Origin of the sequence: Methylocystis sp. (assembly GCF_051062815.1) — a bacterium.
Lineage (GTDB): Bacteria > Pseudomonadota > Alphaproteobacteria > Rhizobiales > Beijerinckiaceae > Methylocystis.
This window is the reverse complement of record NZ_JBPFDU010000074.1, coordinates 169,444-183,523: the sequence shown is the minus strand read 5'-3', so window position 1 is coordinate 183,523 and position 14,080 is coordinate 169,444. Positions and strand designations below refer to the sequence as shown.

Here is a 14,080-nt window from a genome sequence, read left to right as displayed (position 1 = left end):
CCGTCAGTCGGCGGTCAATATCTCGCCCTTGCCATAGACCGCAGTGTCGCCGCCATAGCGGCGCAGCTTGCGCGACAGCAGATCGGCGGCGGGGGCGCTATGATCCCTGAGAGAGCGTGCGAAAAGCCTTGCGAACGTCAGCTCATGCACGCCGCAGTCGACATAGGTCGAACCGAAGCAGCCGCCGCGCGCGAGCACAATCGAGCCGCGTTTGTTGAGATAGCCGACGCGCCCCTTGGCCTCGCCCAAAACCAGGATCGTGCCGGCGATGACGCGTGCGCCGAGATCTTCGCCGGCGTCGCCTTCAATGACGAGAATGCCGCGACGCAGCCGGTCGCCGGCGCGTTCGCCCGCCTTGCCGCGCACGATGACGCGCCCGCCGGCCATGCCGGCGAGTTCGCCCGCGAGCGGACCGGCGAGGAAATCGCCGACGTCGCCCTTGATCTCCAGCTCGGCCCCAAGATTGCCGGATGCTGCATGCGGGCCAGCGTTCCCGGCGACGGTGATCCTGCCGCCCTTGGCCAGACGGCCGCACTGCGCCCCGACGTCGCCTTCGACATGAATCGCAAAGCCAGGCAGAAGCTTCGCGCCGAGAAGATCGAAGCGGGAAGAGCCGCCCTCAAAGCGAACAGTCTTCAGTTCGCCTTCCGCAACCTTGAAGAGGTCGCCGACTTTCGTCGAAATGCGCGTCACGCCGAGCTCGATCTCTTCGATCTGCGCGACGGATTTTCCCGCAAGGCGGTCGGGCGTCAGCGCCGAGAGATCGACGCGCTGCGGCGGCTCCTGGCGAAGCGTGAAGGTAAAAGGCTTCACGGCAGCAATTCCTTCAGATGATAATGAAACGGTCCGAGCTTGCCGCCGTAATTGCCGGCGCCGACGCGCTTGGCGCCCTGCTCCGGCCCCATCTCGATGATGGCGTGAAGCCCCGCGCGCATCGCCTCGCGCACGGCGTTGTCGGTCAAGCCGTCGATGACGATTTCAAGCACGCAGCCGATATCCGCGTCGAGTTCGCTCTTGGTGACGCCGCGCAATGTCGGACAATAAGCGTCATTGGTCGACGCGCTCATGCCCTTATATTTCGAACCGACCTTTGAGCCCGAGCGCACGATGCCGCCGGGGAACGGCGCAATGGCGTCGGCGACGCCGTCGATCGCCGAGACGGCGGCCTCGGTCGCACGCATGGTCTTGTCCCAGTCCGCGCCCATGATCAAAAGATTGCCGCCGCCCACGGATTTCTTCGTCAGGCCGACCTTGCCTTCGCAGAAAAATTCTCCGTCCATGACTGGCACGCGCCAGTAGCGCCGGTCGTCGACGACCTTGGACATCTGCCATTTGTCGCCGAACTGGCGCAGCGCGTCGCCGACTTTGATCTCGAATTCGCCGGCGACCGTCGAATAGACCGCGGAACCGGGGCACGTCAGCACGCATTGGCCGAGCCGGTTGACGAGCTGCTTCTCCGCGTCTTTCGACGACATGGCGAAGAGCAGCGCGCGAACGCCCGGGCGTCCGTCCGGCGTTTCTTCGGGCGGCACTTCGCGATCGATTCCGGCCTCGCAGCCGCAGCCGATGACCGACGTTGCAAAACCCGTCATCGTCAGCGCCGCCTGCCGCGCCCATTTGGCGTTCGGCGCGGTGATCAGAATGCCCGTCCCGCTCATCGGGAAGGCTTCGGCGAAATTGTCGTCTATCGTCACGCCGTTGCGAATTATATCCGGCATGGAACCTCCGCAAAGGCGTCCGAGTGCGGCAGCGCCGCGTCGGGCACGTCGAAAATGCTGCGCGGCAGGCCGTAAAGGTCGTCGTAATAGGAATCGAGACGCTTCGTGATCTGCCCATCGTAACGCGGGCGAATATGCAGCGTCTTGCCGCGCGTGTAATGCGAGACTTGGCCATCGCGCACGACGAGAGCGCCGTCCTTGAAGACGAGGGCCGCGCGCCGGAACATGCCGGCGACGTCGCGTCCGGGCTTATAAACGGCGATGTCGGCGACGGCGCCTGGACTGAGCCGGCCGCGATCGACAAAGCCAAAGAGCTTCGCGGCGCCGGATCGGCTCATCTGCGCGATTTCGTAAAGCGTGTATTCGCGCGAAATCGACGGCAGCGTGGTGTGCTCCAGCACGTCGGCCGGAAGGCGCGCAAGATGCTGCGCGCGAAGATCGGCGCTCATCAGCAGCGCGAAGAGCTCCGGATAGGTCGTGAAGGGACCGCCGTTCGGATGGTCGGTGGTGAAGAACACCTGCTCGGGATTTTCAATGAGCAGGAAGAGCTCCAGGCCCGCCGCCCACTGGATGGCGTTATAGTAGTTTGACACCTTATAGGCGTAGGGAACGATGCCGCCGCCATTGGCGTCGCCATCGAAGATCGCGCCCTTCTTCGGGATCGCGCCGGGCAGGCTGTTGAACTGTTTCAGAACGTCGGACGAAATCGTCACCGTGTCCGAGAACATCACCTGGCCGACGTCGACGCTCACATTCTTATTGGCGTTGATCTTCTCGGCGAAGAGCGCGCCGGCCGACGAAAAGCCGTTCTTGCCTTCCTTGCCATAGGCGTAGAACTGCACATGCGCGAGATGCAGCGGCAGCCCCTGCGCCGCGTCGATCGTGGCGAGCGCCGTGTCGATGTTGCCGGCAAGGCCGAGATTGTTCATGTGCAGATGCAGCGGATGGGCGATGCCCACCGCCTGAGTCGACTTCTGCAGCGCCTGGAAAATCTGGCGCGACGTCAGCCCGTAAAAGGGCACGACATCGTCAAGCCCGAAAGCGCGCATGTTCTCCTTGAAGGCCTCGACCCCGCCGGGATTGATGCACTTCAGTCCGAGCGACCGGGTGTTCTCGACGGTCTGTGCGACATAGTCATTGATCGCGCCGTCAGTATCGCCGTCGCGCAACATGCCGAGCAGAAAGTCGTCATTGCCGAGCACGGTGAGCGCGCCCTTGTCGATGATCGGCACGTCGTTGAATTCGAGATGGGTCTGCAAGGCGTGATGCGGCGCCATCGCCGGCTCGACGACAGTGGTGAAACCCATCTGCGCGTAGAGGCGGCCCGTCTCGTAGCTCGACCATTTGGCGGTCGAAAGCGGCGTGTCGGCCAGCCGCGCGCGAATCGCGCGATGCAGCTCCGGCAGCAGCAGTCGCGCCGTGTTCACATTGCCGCCGGCGATGTGCGAATGGATGTCGATCGCGCCGGCCATGACGATATGGCCGGAGACGTCGATCTCCTTGTCGGCGCTGCGCCCTTCGGGCCGTTCGACGATGCGGCCGTCCTCGAACCACACGTCGCCAATCGCGTCCTGGCCGGTCGCCGGATCGACGATATGGCCGCCGCGCAAAACTGTCAGCGCCATGCGCCCTCCGAAACTTCCGCCATGATGGCCCCGATCGCCTGCGCGACGCTCGGCGCGTCGGTCGGCGCGCTGGCTTTGCGCAGCGTCATGCCGCCGGTTTCCTGACTCATCAGCACCGCGTCATGCGTGACGCCGGGCTGACCGACCTTAATGAACAGCCCACGAGGCGGCGCCGCCTGCGCCGGCGCAAGCGTGATGAGCGGGATGTCGGCGCGGGACCAGGCGGGTTTTTCGCCGTCGAAGGCGGAAATCCACAGCGCCGCATCGGCCTCGCCACTGTCGACAAGCCGCGAGGATTCGAAGCGCCACGGGTCATGCTCCGGATAACCACGGCCAAAGCCCGTGCGCGGCGGAAAGCCCGTCATCCAGCCCGCCGTCTGGGTCACGCCCGAAGCGCCGCTGCGGCCGCCGATATGGACGCCGGTGAATCGGGTCGTGGCGTTAAGCTCGATCACCAAAGCCTGCATCATCTCGATCGCCAGAAGATCAAGCGTCGACGCCGACCAGACGAAGACGCCAAAACGCGCGTTTCGCAACGTCTCCACGAGGCCGTCAATGAGATTGACTTTTTCAGCGCCCAGCGCCACCGGCCGTCCGCCGAAGCGGGCGCGCCACGCCGCCAGCACGCCGGAAAGTTCCTGCTGAGAGGCCGGAATGATCCTTGCGCCAGGGACGGCCTTCGCCTCCTCGCCGTCCGGCCCAACCCAGATCACCTTGCGCGGCTGCTGCGCTTGCGCCCCGCGGCGCGGCGGCTCGGCAAGCGCAAGGCGCTCCAGCATGCCAGGCCAAGCTTGAGTCAATCCCGGGCCGATCAGCACGACGCAGTCGCCGCGAAGCCGCGCCTCGTTCGCCGTCGTCGTGAACATGCCGAAGGAACGCTTGACGTCGATATCGGCGAGCGTTTCGCGCGACGCGAGATGATCGAAGGCGCCCTTCAGCCGCTCGGCCAAGAGCATCGCGGCGCGCGCGCCGGCGACGTCGGCCCCAAGGCCGGCGACGAGCGGAAAGGCCGCCCCACTGAGAATTTTGGCGGCATGTCGATAGGCGTCGCCAAGCGCAATCGCCTTGCCGTCGAGCGTTGCTGTCTCCATTCCTACCCCGATTTGCGACCTGCCCTGGCCAAGCTCGAAAGCTTAACGGCGAAGTGAACGCTATCCATTTGTTTTTTAGCGCCTACTCGCCGAGCCGGGCGGCTCCTCCCGCGTTTTGCTTATGCCTATCAGCCGTCACGGCGACTGTCGAGACGTTCGGCTGCGTCATTTGCATTCGAGGCCCCACAGAAGCGTTCGGCTATCGTCGCAAGCGGCCGATATTGTGCGCCGCATCCCATTTGCGAAGCAGCGGAGATCATGTTAAATGCTGCGCCGAGCTTAAACCTGCGGGCGCGACGCGCCACATAAGCAGGCAGAGCCGTAAAGAGTCCTAATACGGAGGAAAAAATGGCCTGGACGACTCCCGTGATTGTCGAAGTCTGCGTCGGCATGGAAATCACCAGCTACGAGTCCGCCGAGATCTAATTTCGGCGCGGCCTTCGCTTCGCCGAAGCCGCCAACGAATTCCAAAAATCGAGCCGGCAAGAAGAGCGCTGCGCAAAGCGGTTGCGCTTCGCATCGCCGGCTCGAATAATTTTGGCCAACGTCGGCGAGACGAGTGGCCGCGAACAGGAGCGTCGAATTTGCGCTCGCCTTCTTTTTTCATCGCCCTCGTCTCTCTCCTGTTCATGGCTGCGACCGCCCACGCGGAACCTCCGAACGCGAAGACTCTTCTTGAGGACGCGAAACAGAATTTCCAGCCGATCGTCATTCCTCCCCCCATCAATGATTCGGTGACGGCGGCGCGAATCGCGCTTGGTCGCCGGCTGTTTTTCGAAAACCGCGTGTCGATGGACGGCAACGTCAGTTGCGCGCATTGCCATTTGCCGGACAAGCAGGCGAGCGACGGGCTGCCGAAGGCGATCGGCGTGTTCGGCAAGGAGAATCCACGCAACGCGCCGTCGATCTTCAACGCCGCGCTGAATTTCAAACAGCATTGGCGCGGCGAACGCGAATCGCTCGAAGACCAGGCGGAAAAATCGCTGCTCGGCGCGGCGAGCTTCGGCAATCCCGATCAGGCGACGGCGATGAGCAAGCTGAAGGCGGTTCCCGCCTACGCCGGCGCCTTCGCCAAAGCGTTCCCCGGCGACAAGGACCCCATCAATTCCAAGAATTGGGGCGTCGCGGTCGGCGCCTTCGAGCGCACCCTGCTGACGCCCTCCAAGTTCGACGCCTTCCTTTCGGGCGACGCCTCGGCGCTGACGACTCAAGAGGAGGCCGGGCTGCGCAATTTCATCGATCTCGGCTGCGCCTCTTGCCACAATGGCCCGGGCGTCGGCGGCAATTCCTTTCAGAAATTTGGCGTCGTGAGCGACTACTGGAAGGCGACAGGAGTCACGACGCCGGACAGGGGTCGCGCCGACGTCACAAAGAATGACGCCGACCTTTATGTCTTCAAGGTCGCGAGCCTTCGCAATGTCGCGCAGACAGCGCCCTATTTTCACGACGGGTCCGTCGACAATCTGACCGAAGCCGTGAAAATCATGGGCGCGACGCAGCTCGGGCAGGACTTGTCGGACAAGGACGCGGCCGACATTGTCGCCTTTCTCGGCGCGCTGACCGGCCCCGTTCCTGCGAATTATTCTGCGCCGGAGCCCTATCCGGACGCCGAGACGAAATAGGCCGCACCTTCTCCCGCATGCGGGAGAAGGGATACGCCTCTCAGGTCAACTTGTGTTCGAGCGCCATGCGCATCAGCTCCATCGGCGTGCGCGCGCCAAGCTTTCGTTTCATGATCGAGCAGCTGTTGGCGATGGTCTTGTAGGAGACCTGAGTCGCGTCGGCGATTTCCGCCATGCCGAGCCCGCGCCCGAGCATTCGCAAGATCTCCAATTCGCGCGCGGTCAACGCGGAGAGCGGACTGGCCGAAGCGCCGCTCTTTTCGAAGGCGAGCTGGTTGGCGATTTTGGGCATGAGGAAAACGCCGCCGGACGCGACCTCGCGCACCGCGGTCAGCAAGAGATAGGGATCGTCGTTCTTCGTCACATAGCCTTTGGCGCCCATCTGAATCGCGCGCGCCGCGAAGATCGGATCGTCGTTCATGCTGAAGACGACGATGCGCGCCTGCGGATCAGCTGCGAGAATCCGCCGCGTCAACTCAAATCCCGAAACCCCCGGCAGGCCGATGTCGACGACGGTCACGTCCGGCTTTTGCGCCACGAAGACGGCAAGACCCGTCTCCGCGTCTCGCGCGTCGACGACGTCGATGTCGCCTTCACCGGCGAGCATCGCCGCGCAGCCGGAAACGATGATCGGATGGTCGTCGACGATAAGAACGCGCATAATGGCGTGGCTCCAAGTATCCCGGGCTTGCCGAAGGCAGGCGGCGAAACATTGCCGGCATTTGGGGCCTTTCGTAAAGTCGCATGCTTCTCTAGAGAATTGGCCCATGCTTCGAAGGCTCTCCCTGCGCCTTCGCCTGTCGCTGCTGCTCGGCGTCGTGCTTGCGCTGGGATTGGCGCTCGGCGTCGGCCTGCTCGTATTGCATGCGGGCGCGCGCGTTCGCGCCGAAGCCGACGGCGCGACGCGGCTTGCGCGCGAACTCATAGAAGCGACGCTAACGCGGCTTGACGCGGCGCCAGATCCGCAGGCGGAGATCGCGCGACTTCTCGTCGACGCGCGGCGGCTGCGCCATGTTCGCGTCACGCTCGCCGGAGAGGAGACGCCCGCTCGGGAGGACGTCGACCGCGCGCCGCAGTGGTTCACCCGGCTCGTGCTGCCGAACGCCGCCGTGACCCGAATCGAAACCGGCCGCGGCGCCGCGATCATGATCGCTCCCAATCCCGCGGATGAGATCGCCGAGATTTGGCAGGAGATCGTCTGGCTCGCGATCGGCGGCGCGGGAATCGCCGTCGCCGCCTTCGCGCTCGTTTCGCTCGCCGTGTCGCGGACGCTGCGTCCGGTCGCGACGCTCGCGGAGGGACTGAAGCGTCTGGAGCGCGGCGAGCATTCGATGCGCGTTCCCGCCGACGGCTCTCCGGAATTCGTCATCATCGCCGAACGAATCAACGCGCTCGCCGCAACGCTGCAACGGCTCGACGAAGAAAATCGCAAGCTCGTGCGGCGCATGATCCATGTGCAGGACGAAGAGCGAAAAGACATCGCCCGCGATCTGCATGACGAAATCGGCCCCTTTCTGTTCACGGTGCGCGCTGGCGTTGGCGCGTTGGCGCGACGGGCGACGGCGTCGGGCGCAGACCCGACCCGGCTCGCCGCAGACTGCGCCCGCATCGACGCGCAGATCGCCGCTCTGCAACAGGTCAACAGGCGCATTCTCGGCCGGCTGCGTCCCGCCGCCCTCGAGGAGATGGGACTTGCCGACGCGTTAGAGGCGCTGGCGCAAGGCTGGCGCCAAGCCAATCCGAAGGTCGCCATCGCGCTTTCGCTCGACGGCGCCTCAGCGGACATCGAAGAGGCGACCGCGCTCACCGCCTATCGCATCGTGCAGGAAGCGCTCGCCAATGCGCTTCGACATTCAGGCGCCAATCGAGTCGAGGTTGCCGTCAAGCGGTCGAAGGGCGCATTGCATATTGTCGTGCGGGACAATGGGGCGGGTCTCCAAGCGACTCGTTCGCCGTCTTCGAGCGGTCTCGGCTTGCGCGGCATGAGCGAACGAGTCGGCGCGCTCGGCGGCGCGCTCACGCTTGCGAACGACGCAAAGGGCGGCGCGCGGCTAACCGCGTCGCTGCCGATGCGCGAGGGCGGAGCGGCGCGTCACTGAGCGACAATCCAGTCGCGCGCCTGATCGGCATGCGCGGTCGGAAAGGCCTTCATGTCGCCGGGCATCATGAAGCTGAAAAACTGCATCGTGTGCTTGATCCACTCAACATCCGTGACAAGCGCGACACGTTCCCAGCGCGTGAGATGCTCCATGCCGACCCTAAAGTCCTCCCACATCGCGCCCGGATCAAATCCCGAAAAATCAGGCGCGATTTCGTAATAGATCCTGACCTTGTCATGTTTCTCGAGCGCATCTCGAACCGCCGGCACAAGAACGGCGTCATAATCCGCTTTCGTCACGCGTCCCTTGCAAACGATCGCAACGACGTTCGCGGGAAAGTTCGAGAGCTGCTCGATCACCGGCTTTCTCCTCAAATCTTCGCCGCGCAAGATGCGGCTATGCGCAGGACTCCACTTTTGGACGCCGCGTCGATGCTCGAGCGCCCGACATCGCGTAATTGTGCTGTCCGCCAGGAATTTGAAGACAATCGCCAAAATTTAGATCGGGCGAGCATCCGTTCCGGCAGACGCCGCCGGGCCACTGCGAGGGTCAAGCTAAGGTCGCGCTCCGTCTCGCTTCGGCTCGGCCCTTCGCCTAACTGAGACTCAACTCGACTCGCATCGCTTCGCCCCTATATGCGGCTTAACGGTCGACGCACCGCAACGCACGGGGTGGCGCGTGAACTCACAACATGTTGACTATCTCCCGCTGCCGCCAATCCTCTACGCGGTCTTCCTGGGCGCGCTCATCGCGCTGTTCCTGCTGATCCAGTTTGGAGTGCTTCGCTATGCGTTCGGCCGCATCGGCCTGAGTTCCAAATTTGCGACGCTCCTCTTGCTCGCGTCGCTTCTGGGAAGCTATGTGAACATTCCGATCGCGCACTTCGCCGACGAACGCGTCGTTCCTCAAGAGATGATCGACTTTTTCGGGAGGCGCTATGTCGTCCCGGTGGTGGTCGATTGGCCGGGAATGATACTGGCGGTCAATGTCGGCGGCGCCGTTATTCCGCTGTTGCTTTCGATCTATTTGCTCGTCCGCAATCGCATCTGGATCGTCGCAGCGCTTGCGACGGCGATCGTCGCTGTGGTTGTCCATTACTTTGCGCGGATTGTGCCCGGCGCCGGCATTAGTGTGCCGATCCTGGCGCCGCCGCTGTTGTCGGCGGCTCTCGCAATCCTGTTGTCGCGCGATTTCGCTGCGCCGGTCGCCTATGTCAGCGGCAGTCTCGGCACGCTTATCGGCGCCGACCTGCTCAATCTTGATAAAATCGAGGGCATCGGGACGCCGATCGTCTCGTTTGGCGGCGCAGGAACGTTCGACGGCATTTTCGTCACCGGAATTCTTGCTGTTCTGATCGCGAGCCTGCCCTTGCGGCGGAAAACCACTGGCGTTTCCGCGACGACTTAAGATCTGCGCCGGGCCAACAGCGCGCGAGCCCGCATGTTCGACGCGCTTGACGGCAATTTTGCGCCGGACAAACACATTTATCCCGCCAGTATTCGGCTGTTGACGCTGGAGCGCACGGCCGTTCGCCTTCGTCGCACGAGTCGGGATATCTTCCCGAAAAATACAGGAACACATCCGCGGTTTTGCGTTATTTTTCAGAAGTGTAGCCGTCGTACAACAGACGGGAAATATTGCCGGTTTGTCGCCTCTGGCCACTACCGGCTGCGAGCCTCATAGCTATAAGTCGTTCAACAGGATTAAATGTTCCAGGGCTCTCAATGCGCTACGTCAAACAGGTCTCGCTCATCGCTCTTTGCGCCTCTCTCGCCACGACAGCCCGCGCGCAGCAGGCGCTGCCGACGATCGAGGTGGGAGGCGCGCCTCTGCGTTCGACCGCGCGGCCGCCTGTTCAGACGACGCCCTCGACCCAGCGCGCGCCGGCAGGTCGGGCGTCGGTGACGTCAGCGCCAGCGACGCCTGCTCAGCCGGCGTCTCCCATCGTGCGCTACGCTGTTCCAGCCGCGACCTATACGATCACCGGCAATGAGCTGCAGAACACGCGCGCTTTCAATCTCCCGGAAAACCTCGTTCGTCAGGCGCCCGGCGTCACCGTCAATGACGTGGCGGGCGGCCCGTTCCTGCCGGAAATCGATTTCCGCGGCTTCGTCGCCTCGCCCATCGCCGGAACGCCGCAAGGCCTCGCTGTTTATCAGAACGGCATTCGCGTCAATGAAGCCTGGGGCGACAACGTCTACTGGGACATGATTCCGAGCGTTGCGATTGATCGCTTCACGCTCGTCACCGGCAACCCGCTGTTCGGCCTCAACGCCATCGGCGGCGCCGTCACGCTCGACATGAAAACCGGCTTCACATGGCAGGGCTTCGAACTCGACGGGCGTTTCGGCAGCCGCGGCCGTCGCCAGGCATCAATGCAGCACGGTCTCATCTCTGGGCCGTTCGCCACCTACATGGCGATGGAGGCGCTCGGCGACGACGGCTACCGCCAGTTTTCCGGCGCGCACATCAAGCGCTTCTATGGGGATGTCGGCTACCGCGGCGAGAGCGGCGAGATCCACGCCAATGTGACGCTCGCCAATAACAAGTTCGGCGTTTCAGGGCCGGCGCCGGTCGATCTGACCAATCTCGACGAAAGCGCGGTGTTCACCACGCCGCAGACGATCAAGAACACGCTCTCGATGTTCGACATCAATGGCGTGTTTCAGGCGACGCCGACATGGAAGCTCTTTGGCGACATCCATTACCGCGCCTTCGATCAGGCGAGGGTCGACGGCAATACGACGGAATTCGAATGCGAAGCCGACGAGTCGCTGTGCGAGAGCGACGCCGGCGACACAAACATCCCCAATTTCTTCAACGGGCAGGTCGCTCTGGGGGCGATCGATAGAACCTGGACGCGTTCGCGCACCGTCGGCGGCACGGTGCAGGTCACGAACGACGATCTCTATTTCGGCTTCCATAACAAGATCACCTTCGGCGTCAGCTACGATCATGGTTGGACCGCCTTCTCGGCCAATGAGGAGCTGGGCATCATTCAGCCCAATCTCGTCGTCGGGGGCTTCGGCTACATTGTCGAAGAGCAGGCGACCGGCATCTCCAGCGTCTCTGTGCGCGCGGCGAACGATTATCTCGGCGTCTACGCCCTCGACTCGCTCGATCTGACCGATGATTTGAAGGTTACGGCGGGCGCCCGTTTCAACCGCGCCGGCATCGCGCTCTACGACATGAGAGGCACGACGCTGAACGGCAATGGCATTTTCACCCGCATCAATCCGGTCGCGGGCCTGACCTACAAAATACTGCCGAACGTCTCCGCCTACGCCAGCTATTCCGAGGCTAACCGCGCGCCGACGCCGCTCGAACTCGGCTGCGCCGATCCCAACCGGCCCTGTCTGATCGACAACTTCCTCGTCGCCGATCCGCCGCTGAAGCAGGTGGAGGCGCAAACGATCGAAGCCGGCTTTCGGGGCGATCTTGCCATGCCCACGGTCCTGCCCGCCTATGCCGACGCGCTTCCCGGCAATCTCAACTGGAGCCTTGGCGTCTTCCGCACCTATAGCTTCAATGACATTCTGAGCGTGCCAAGTTCGATCAACGGCCGCGGCTATTTCACTAACGCTGGCACGACTCTACGCCAAGGCGTCGAATCGTCGTTCCGCTACACGACCGAACGGGTGAACGCCTTTTTGAACTACACGCACACGGACGCGACGTTCCGCTCGACGATCGTGCTCGGCGCGCCTGATAATCCGCTGACCGGGATTTTTGGGACCGGCGGCTCCATCCTGGTGACGCCCGGCGCAAATCTAACCTCAGTGCCGCGTCACCGGTTCAAGACCGGGATTGATTTCGCCGTGAGCCCGCTGTGGAAAGTTGGCGCCGACTTTCAGTATTCCTCCGGTCCGTGGATTCGCGGCGATGAGATCAACCTCGCAGGAAGGCTGCCATCTTACGGCATTCTCAATTTTCGCACGTCGTATCAGCTTGGCCCGAACATCCAGGTCTACGGCCTGCTCGAAAATGTCACCAACACCCGAGCGCGCAGCTTCGGCACGTTTTTCGACACGAATGACATCTCCTTCCTCGCCTTCAACAATCCGCGCATGGTCTCGATTGGGCCGCCGCTCGGCGTCTATGGGGGCGTGAAGATCACCTACTGACGCCAGAGGGCAGGAATGTCGCGGGCCGCTAGCCGGCTCGGCGGCGCCCGCGCTATATTGCGTGCGATGGCCTTACCCAAAGGAGTCGCACATGAAGAAAGCATTGCTATTCGGCGCGCTCGCGCTTGCTGGCGTCATGACGCTGCCGGCGACGTCGGCGCTCGCCAAGAAGGCGGCGGGCGCCGTGGCCGCGCTCGACACCGACGATGACGGAACTGTCGATCTCAAGGAAATCAACAAGTCTGCGACTGATCTCTTTGCGAGCCTCGAGAAGGACGCTGACGGAACGGTCGATTTTAAAGAAATGAAAGGCCGCGTCTCAAAGAAGGATTTCAAAACGGCCGATCCGGACAATGACGGCACGCTGTCAAAGGACGAATTTCTGACGATGGTCTCCGTCATGTTCAAGGATGCGGATCCCGACAATGACGGCACGCTCGACGCCAAGGAGCTTGCATCCAAGAAGGGTAAGGCGCTGCTGCGCGTGACACGGTGAATCGAGGAAGGCGCGCGGGCTCTGAAGAACTTGATCCTGCGCGCCAAAGCGGCCATCTAGGCAATATGAAAAGCTTGGTCGCCGCCTTCTGTTTCGTGCTTTTCGCCGCGCCGGTCGCGGCTGAAACGGTCAACGTCAAAGTCGGCGTCCTGCGCGAAACGCACGCCCGAGAAACCCTCTCTATTCTCGATATTCCGGCCGCCGACGATACGCTCGCGGGGGCGCTGATGGGCGCAGCCGACAACAACACCACAGGCAAATTCACCAACCAGACGTTCGAGGCGATCGACGCCAAGCTCGAGGACGGCGATGACGTCGTGGCGGCCCTCGACGCGCTCTTCGATAAGGGCGCGCTGTTCATCATCGCCGATCTTTCGCCCGAACGTCTGCTTGCCGCTTCCGAGCGCGCGAAGCCCAAAGGCGCCCTGCTTTTTAATGTCTCCGCGACGGATGACAGGCTTCGCGAAGAGGACTGCCGCGCCAATGTCATCCATGTCGCGCCGACGCGGTCGATGCTCACTGATGGTCTCGCGCAATATCTCATCTGGAAGCAATGGCGCCGCTGGCTCCTCGTCAAGGGGTCGCATCCGGAAGACGAACTTTTGGCGCAAGCCTTCCACAAGAGCGCCAAAAAATTCGGCGCGAAGGTCGTCGAGGAACGCGTCTATGAAGACACCGGCGGCGGACGGCGCAGCGACTCCGGCTCCGTGCAGACCCAGCGGCAGATCCCGGTCCTGACGCAGAACGCGCCCGCCTATGACACGCTCATCGCCGCCGACGAGAACGAGGTCTTTGGCGGCTATCTGCCCTACCGCACCTGGGACCCGCGTCCCGTGGCGGGCTCCGGCGGACTCATGCCGACAAGCTGGGACGCCTCACATGAGCAATGGGGCGCGCGCCAGTTGCAGAATCGCTTCACTCAGACGTTCAGGCGCCTGATGAATGCGCGAGACAATGCGGCGTGGACCGCCATGCGGATGATCGGCGAAGCCGCAACGCGCACCGGGTCGAACGACCCCGAAAAGCTCCGCCTCTACCTGCTCGGCACGGACTTCTCCATCGCCGCGTTCAAAGGCGTTCGGCTGACGCTGCGGCCCTGGAACCAGCAATTGCGCCAGCCGATACTGCTTTCCGACGGACGGATGATCGTCTCGGTTTCGCCGCAGGAAGGCTTTCTCCATCAAACGAGCGAACTCGACACGCTTGGAGTCGATCAGCCGGAGACGAAATGCAAATTGCAATGAAGCGCGCCCCCTCCCCACCCCCCCCCCGCTGCCGCAGGAGAGGGAGCAGATTCGGCCTCCC

At 63.1% G+C, this 14,080-nt stretch carries 13 protein-coding genes; 7 read left to right on the top strand and 6 right to left on the bottom strand.

Annotation, left to right across the window (positions count from 1 at the left end):
- Positions 1-3: 3 nt before the first annotated feature.
- Genes ACR65W_RS13185 through ACR65W_RS13170 form a run of 4 tightly spaced genes read right to left on the bottom strand, consistent with a single transcriptional unit; the run spans position 4 to position 4,434 of the window.
- Entirely contained in the window at positions 4-813 is an 810-nt protein-coding gene (locus ACR65W_RS13185) for a formylmethanofuran dehydrogenase subunit C (protein ID WP_434500849.1), read from the bottom strand.
- Complete coding sequence (fhcD, locus tag ACR65W_RS13180; protein WP_123175878.1) at positions 810-1,718, bottom strand: formylmethanofuran--tetrahydromethanopterin N-formyltransferase; 909 nt, start codon at positions 1,716-1,718, stop codon at positions 810-812. Before fhcD ends, ACR65W_RS13185 begins: the two co-directional genes overlap by 4 nt.
- Positions 1,706-3,343, bottom strand: a complete 1,638-nt coding sequence (locus tag ACR65W_RS13175; RefSeq protein ID WP_434500848.1) for a formylmethanofuran dehydrogenase subunit A — start codon at positions 3,341-3,343, stop codon at positions 1,706-1,708. Before ACR65W_RS13175 ends, fhcD begins: the two co-directional genes overlap by 13 nt.
- On the bottom strand, positions 3,334-4,434 hold the full coding sequence (locus tag ACR65W_RS13170; RefSeq protein WP_434500847.1) for a formylmethanofuran dehydrogenase: 1,101 nt from the start codon (positions 4,432-4,434) through the stop codon (positions 3,334-3,336). The genes ACR65W_RS13175 and ACR65W_RS13170 overlap by 10 nt, the downstream gene beginning before the upstream one ends.
- A gap of 348 nt (positions 4,435-4,782) precedes the next feature.
- Between ACR65W_RS13170 and pqqA the strand changes: the two genes are divergently transcribed.
- Positions 4,783-4,860 (top strand): pyrroloquinoline quinone precursor peptide PqqA, encoded by a 78-nt coding sequence (gene pqqA, locus ACR65W_RS13165; RefSeq protein WP_083481414.1) that lies wholly within the window; start codon positions 4,783-4,785, stop codon positions 4,858-4,860.
- A 158-nt stretch (positions 4,861-5,018) separates the two neighbouring features.
- Positions 5,019-6,056, top strand: coding sequence for a cytochrome-c peroxidase (locus ACR65W_RS13160; RefSeq protein ID WP_434500846.1), 1,038 nt, complete (start codon positions 5,019-5,021; stop codon positions 6,054-6,056).
- Positions 6,057-6,096: 40 nt separating this feature from the next.
- Here ACR65W_RS13160 and ACR65W_RS13155 read toward each other — a convergent pair whose 3' ends face one another.
- Positions 6,097-6,717, bottom strand: a complete 621-nt coding sequence (locus tag ACR65W_RS13155; protein ID WP_434500845.1) for a response regulator — start codon at positions 6,715-6,717, stop codon at positions 6,097-6,099.
- Positions 6,718-6,823: 106 nt separating this feature from the next.
- Between ACR65W_RS13155 and ACR65W_RS13150 the strand changes: the two genes are divergently transcribed.
- Positions 6,824-8,155, top strand: coding sequence for an ATP-binding protein (locus tag ACR65W_RS13150; protein WP_434500844.1), 1,332 nt, complete (start codon positions 6,824-6,826; stop codon positions 8,153-8,155).
- Here ACR65W_RS13150 and ACR65W_RS13145 read toward each other — a convergent pair.
- Complete coding sequence (locus tag ACR65W_RS13145; RefSeq protein ID WP_434500843.1) at positions 8,149-8,514, bottom strand: STAS/SEC14 domain-containing protein; 366 nt, start codon at positions 8,512-8,514, stop codon at positions 8,149-8,151. The genes ACR65W_RS13150 and ACR65W_RS13145 overlap by 7 nt on opposite strands.
- A 319-nt stretch (positions 8,515-8,833) precedes the next feature.
- On the opposite strand from ACR65W_RS13145, the gene ACR65W_RS13140 reads away from it, so the two are divergent.
- From ACR65W_RS13140 to ACR65W_RS13125, 4 genes are all read left to right on the top strand, one after another.
- Positions 8,834-9,562 (top strand): DUF1614 domain-containing protein, encoded by a 729-nt coding sequence (locus tag ACR65W_RS13140; protein ID WP_434500842.1) that lies wholly within the window; start codon positions 8,834-8,836, stop codon positions 9,560-9,562.
- 317 nt (positions 9,563-9,879) lie between these two features.
- Positions 9,880-12,279: a TonB-dependent receptor gene (locus tag ACR65W_RS13135; RefSeq protein WP_434500841.1), complete on the top strand. Its 2,400-nt coding sequence runs from the start codon at positions 9,880-9,882 to the stop codon at positions 12,277-12,279.
- 91 nt (positions 12,280-12,370) lie between these two features.
- A complete protein-coding gene (locus tag ACR65W_RS13130; RefSeq protein WP_434500840.1) occupies positions 12,371-12,775 on the top strand; it encodes an EF-hand domain-containing protein in 405 nt (134 codons plus the stop codon).
- A 65-nt stretch (positions 12,776-12,840) separates the two neighbouring features.
- Positions 12,841-14,019, top strand: a complete 1,179-nt coding sequence (locus tag ACR65W_RS13125; protein WP_434500839.1) for an ABC transporter substrate-binding protein — start codon at positions 12,841-12,843, stop codon at positions 14,017-14,019.
- Positions 14,020-14,080 lie beyond the last annotated feature (61 nt).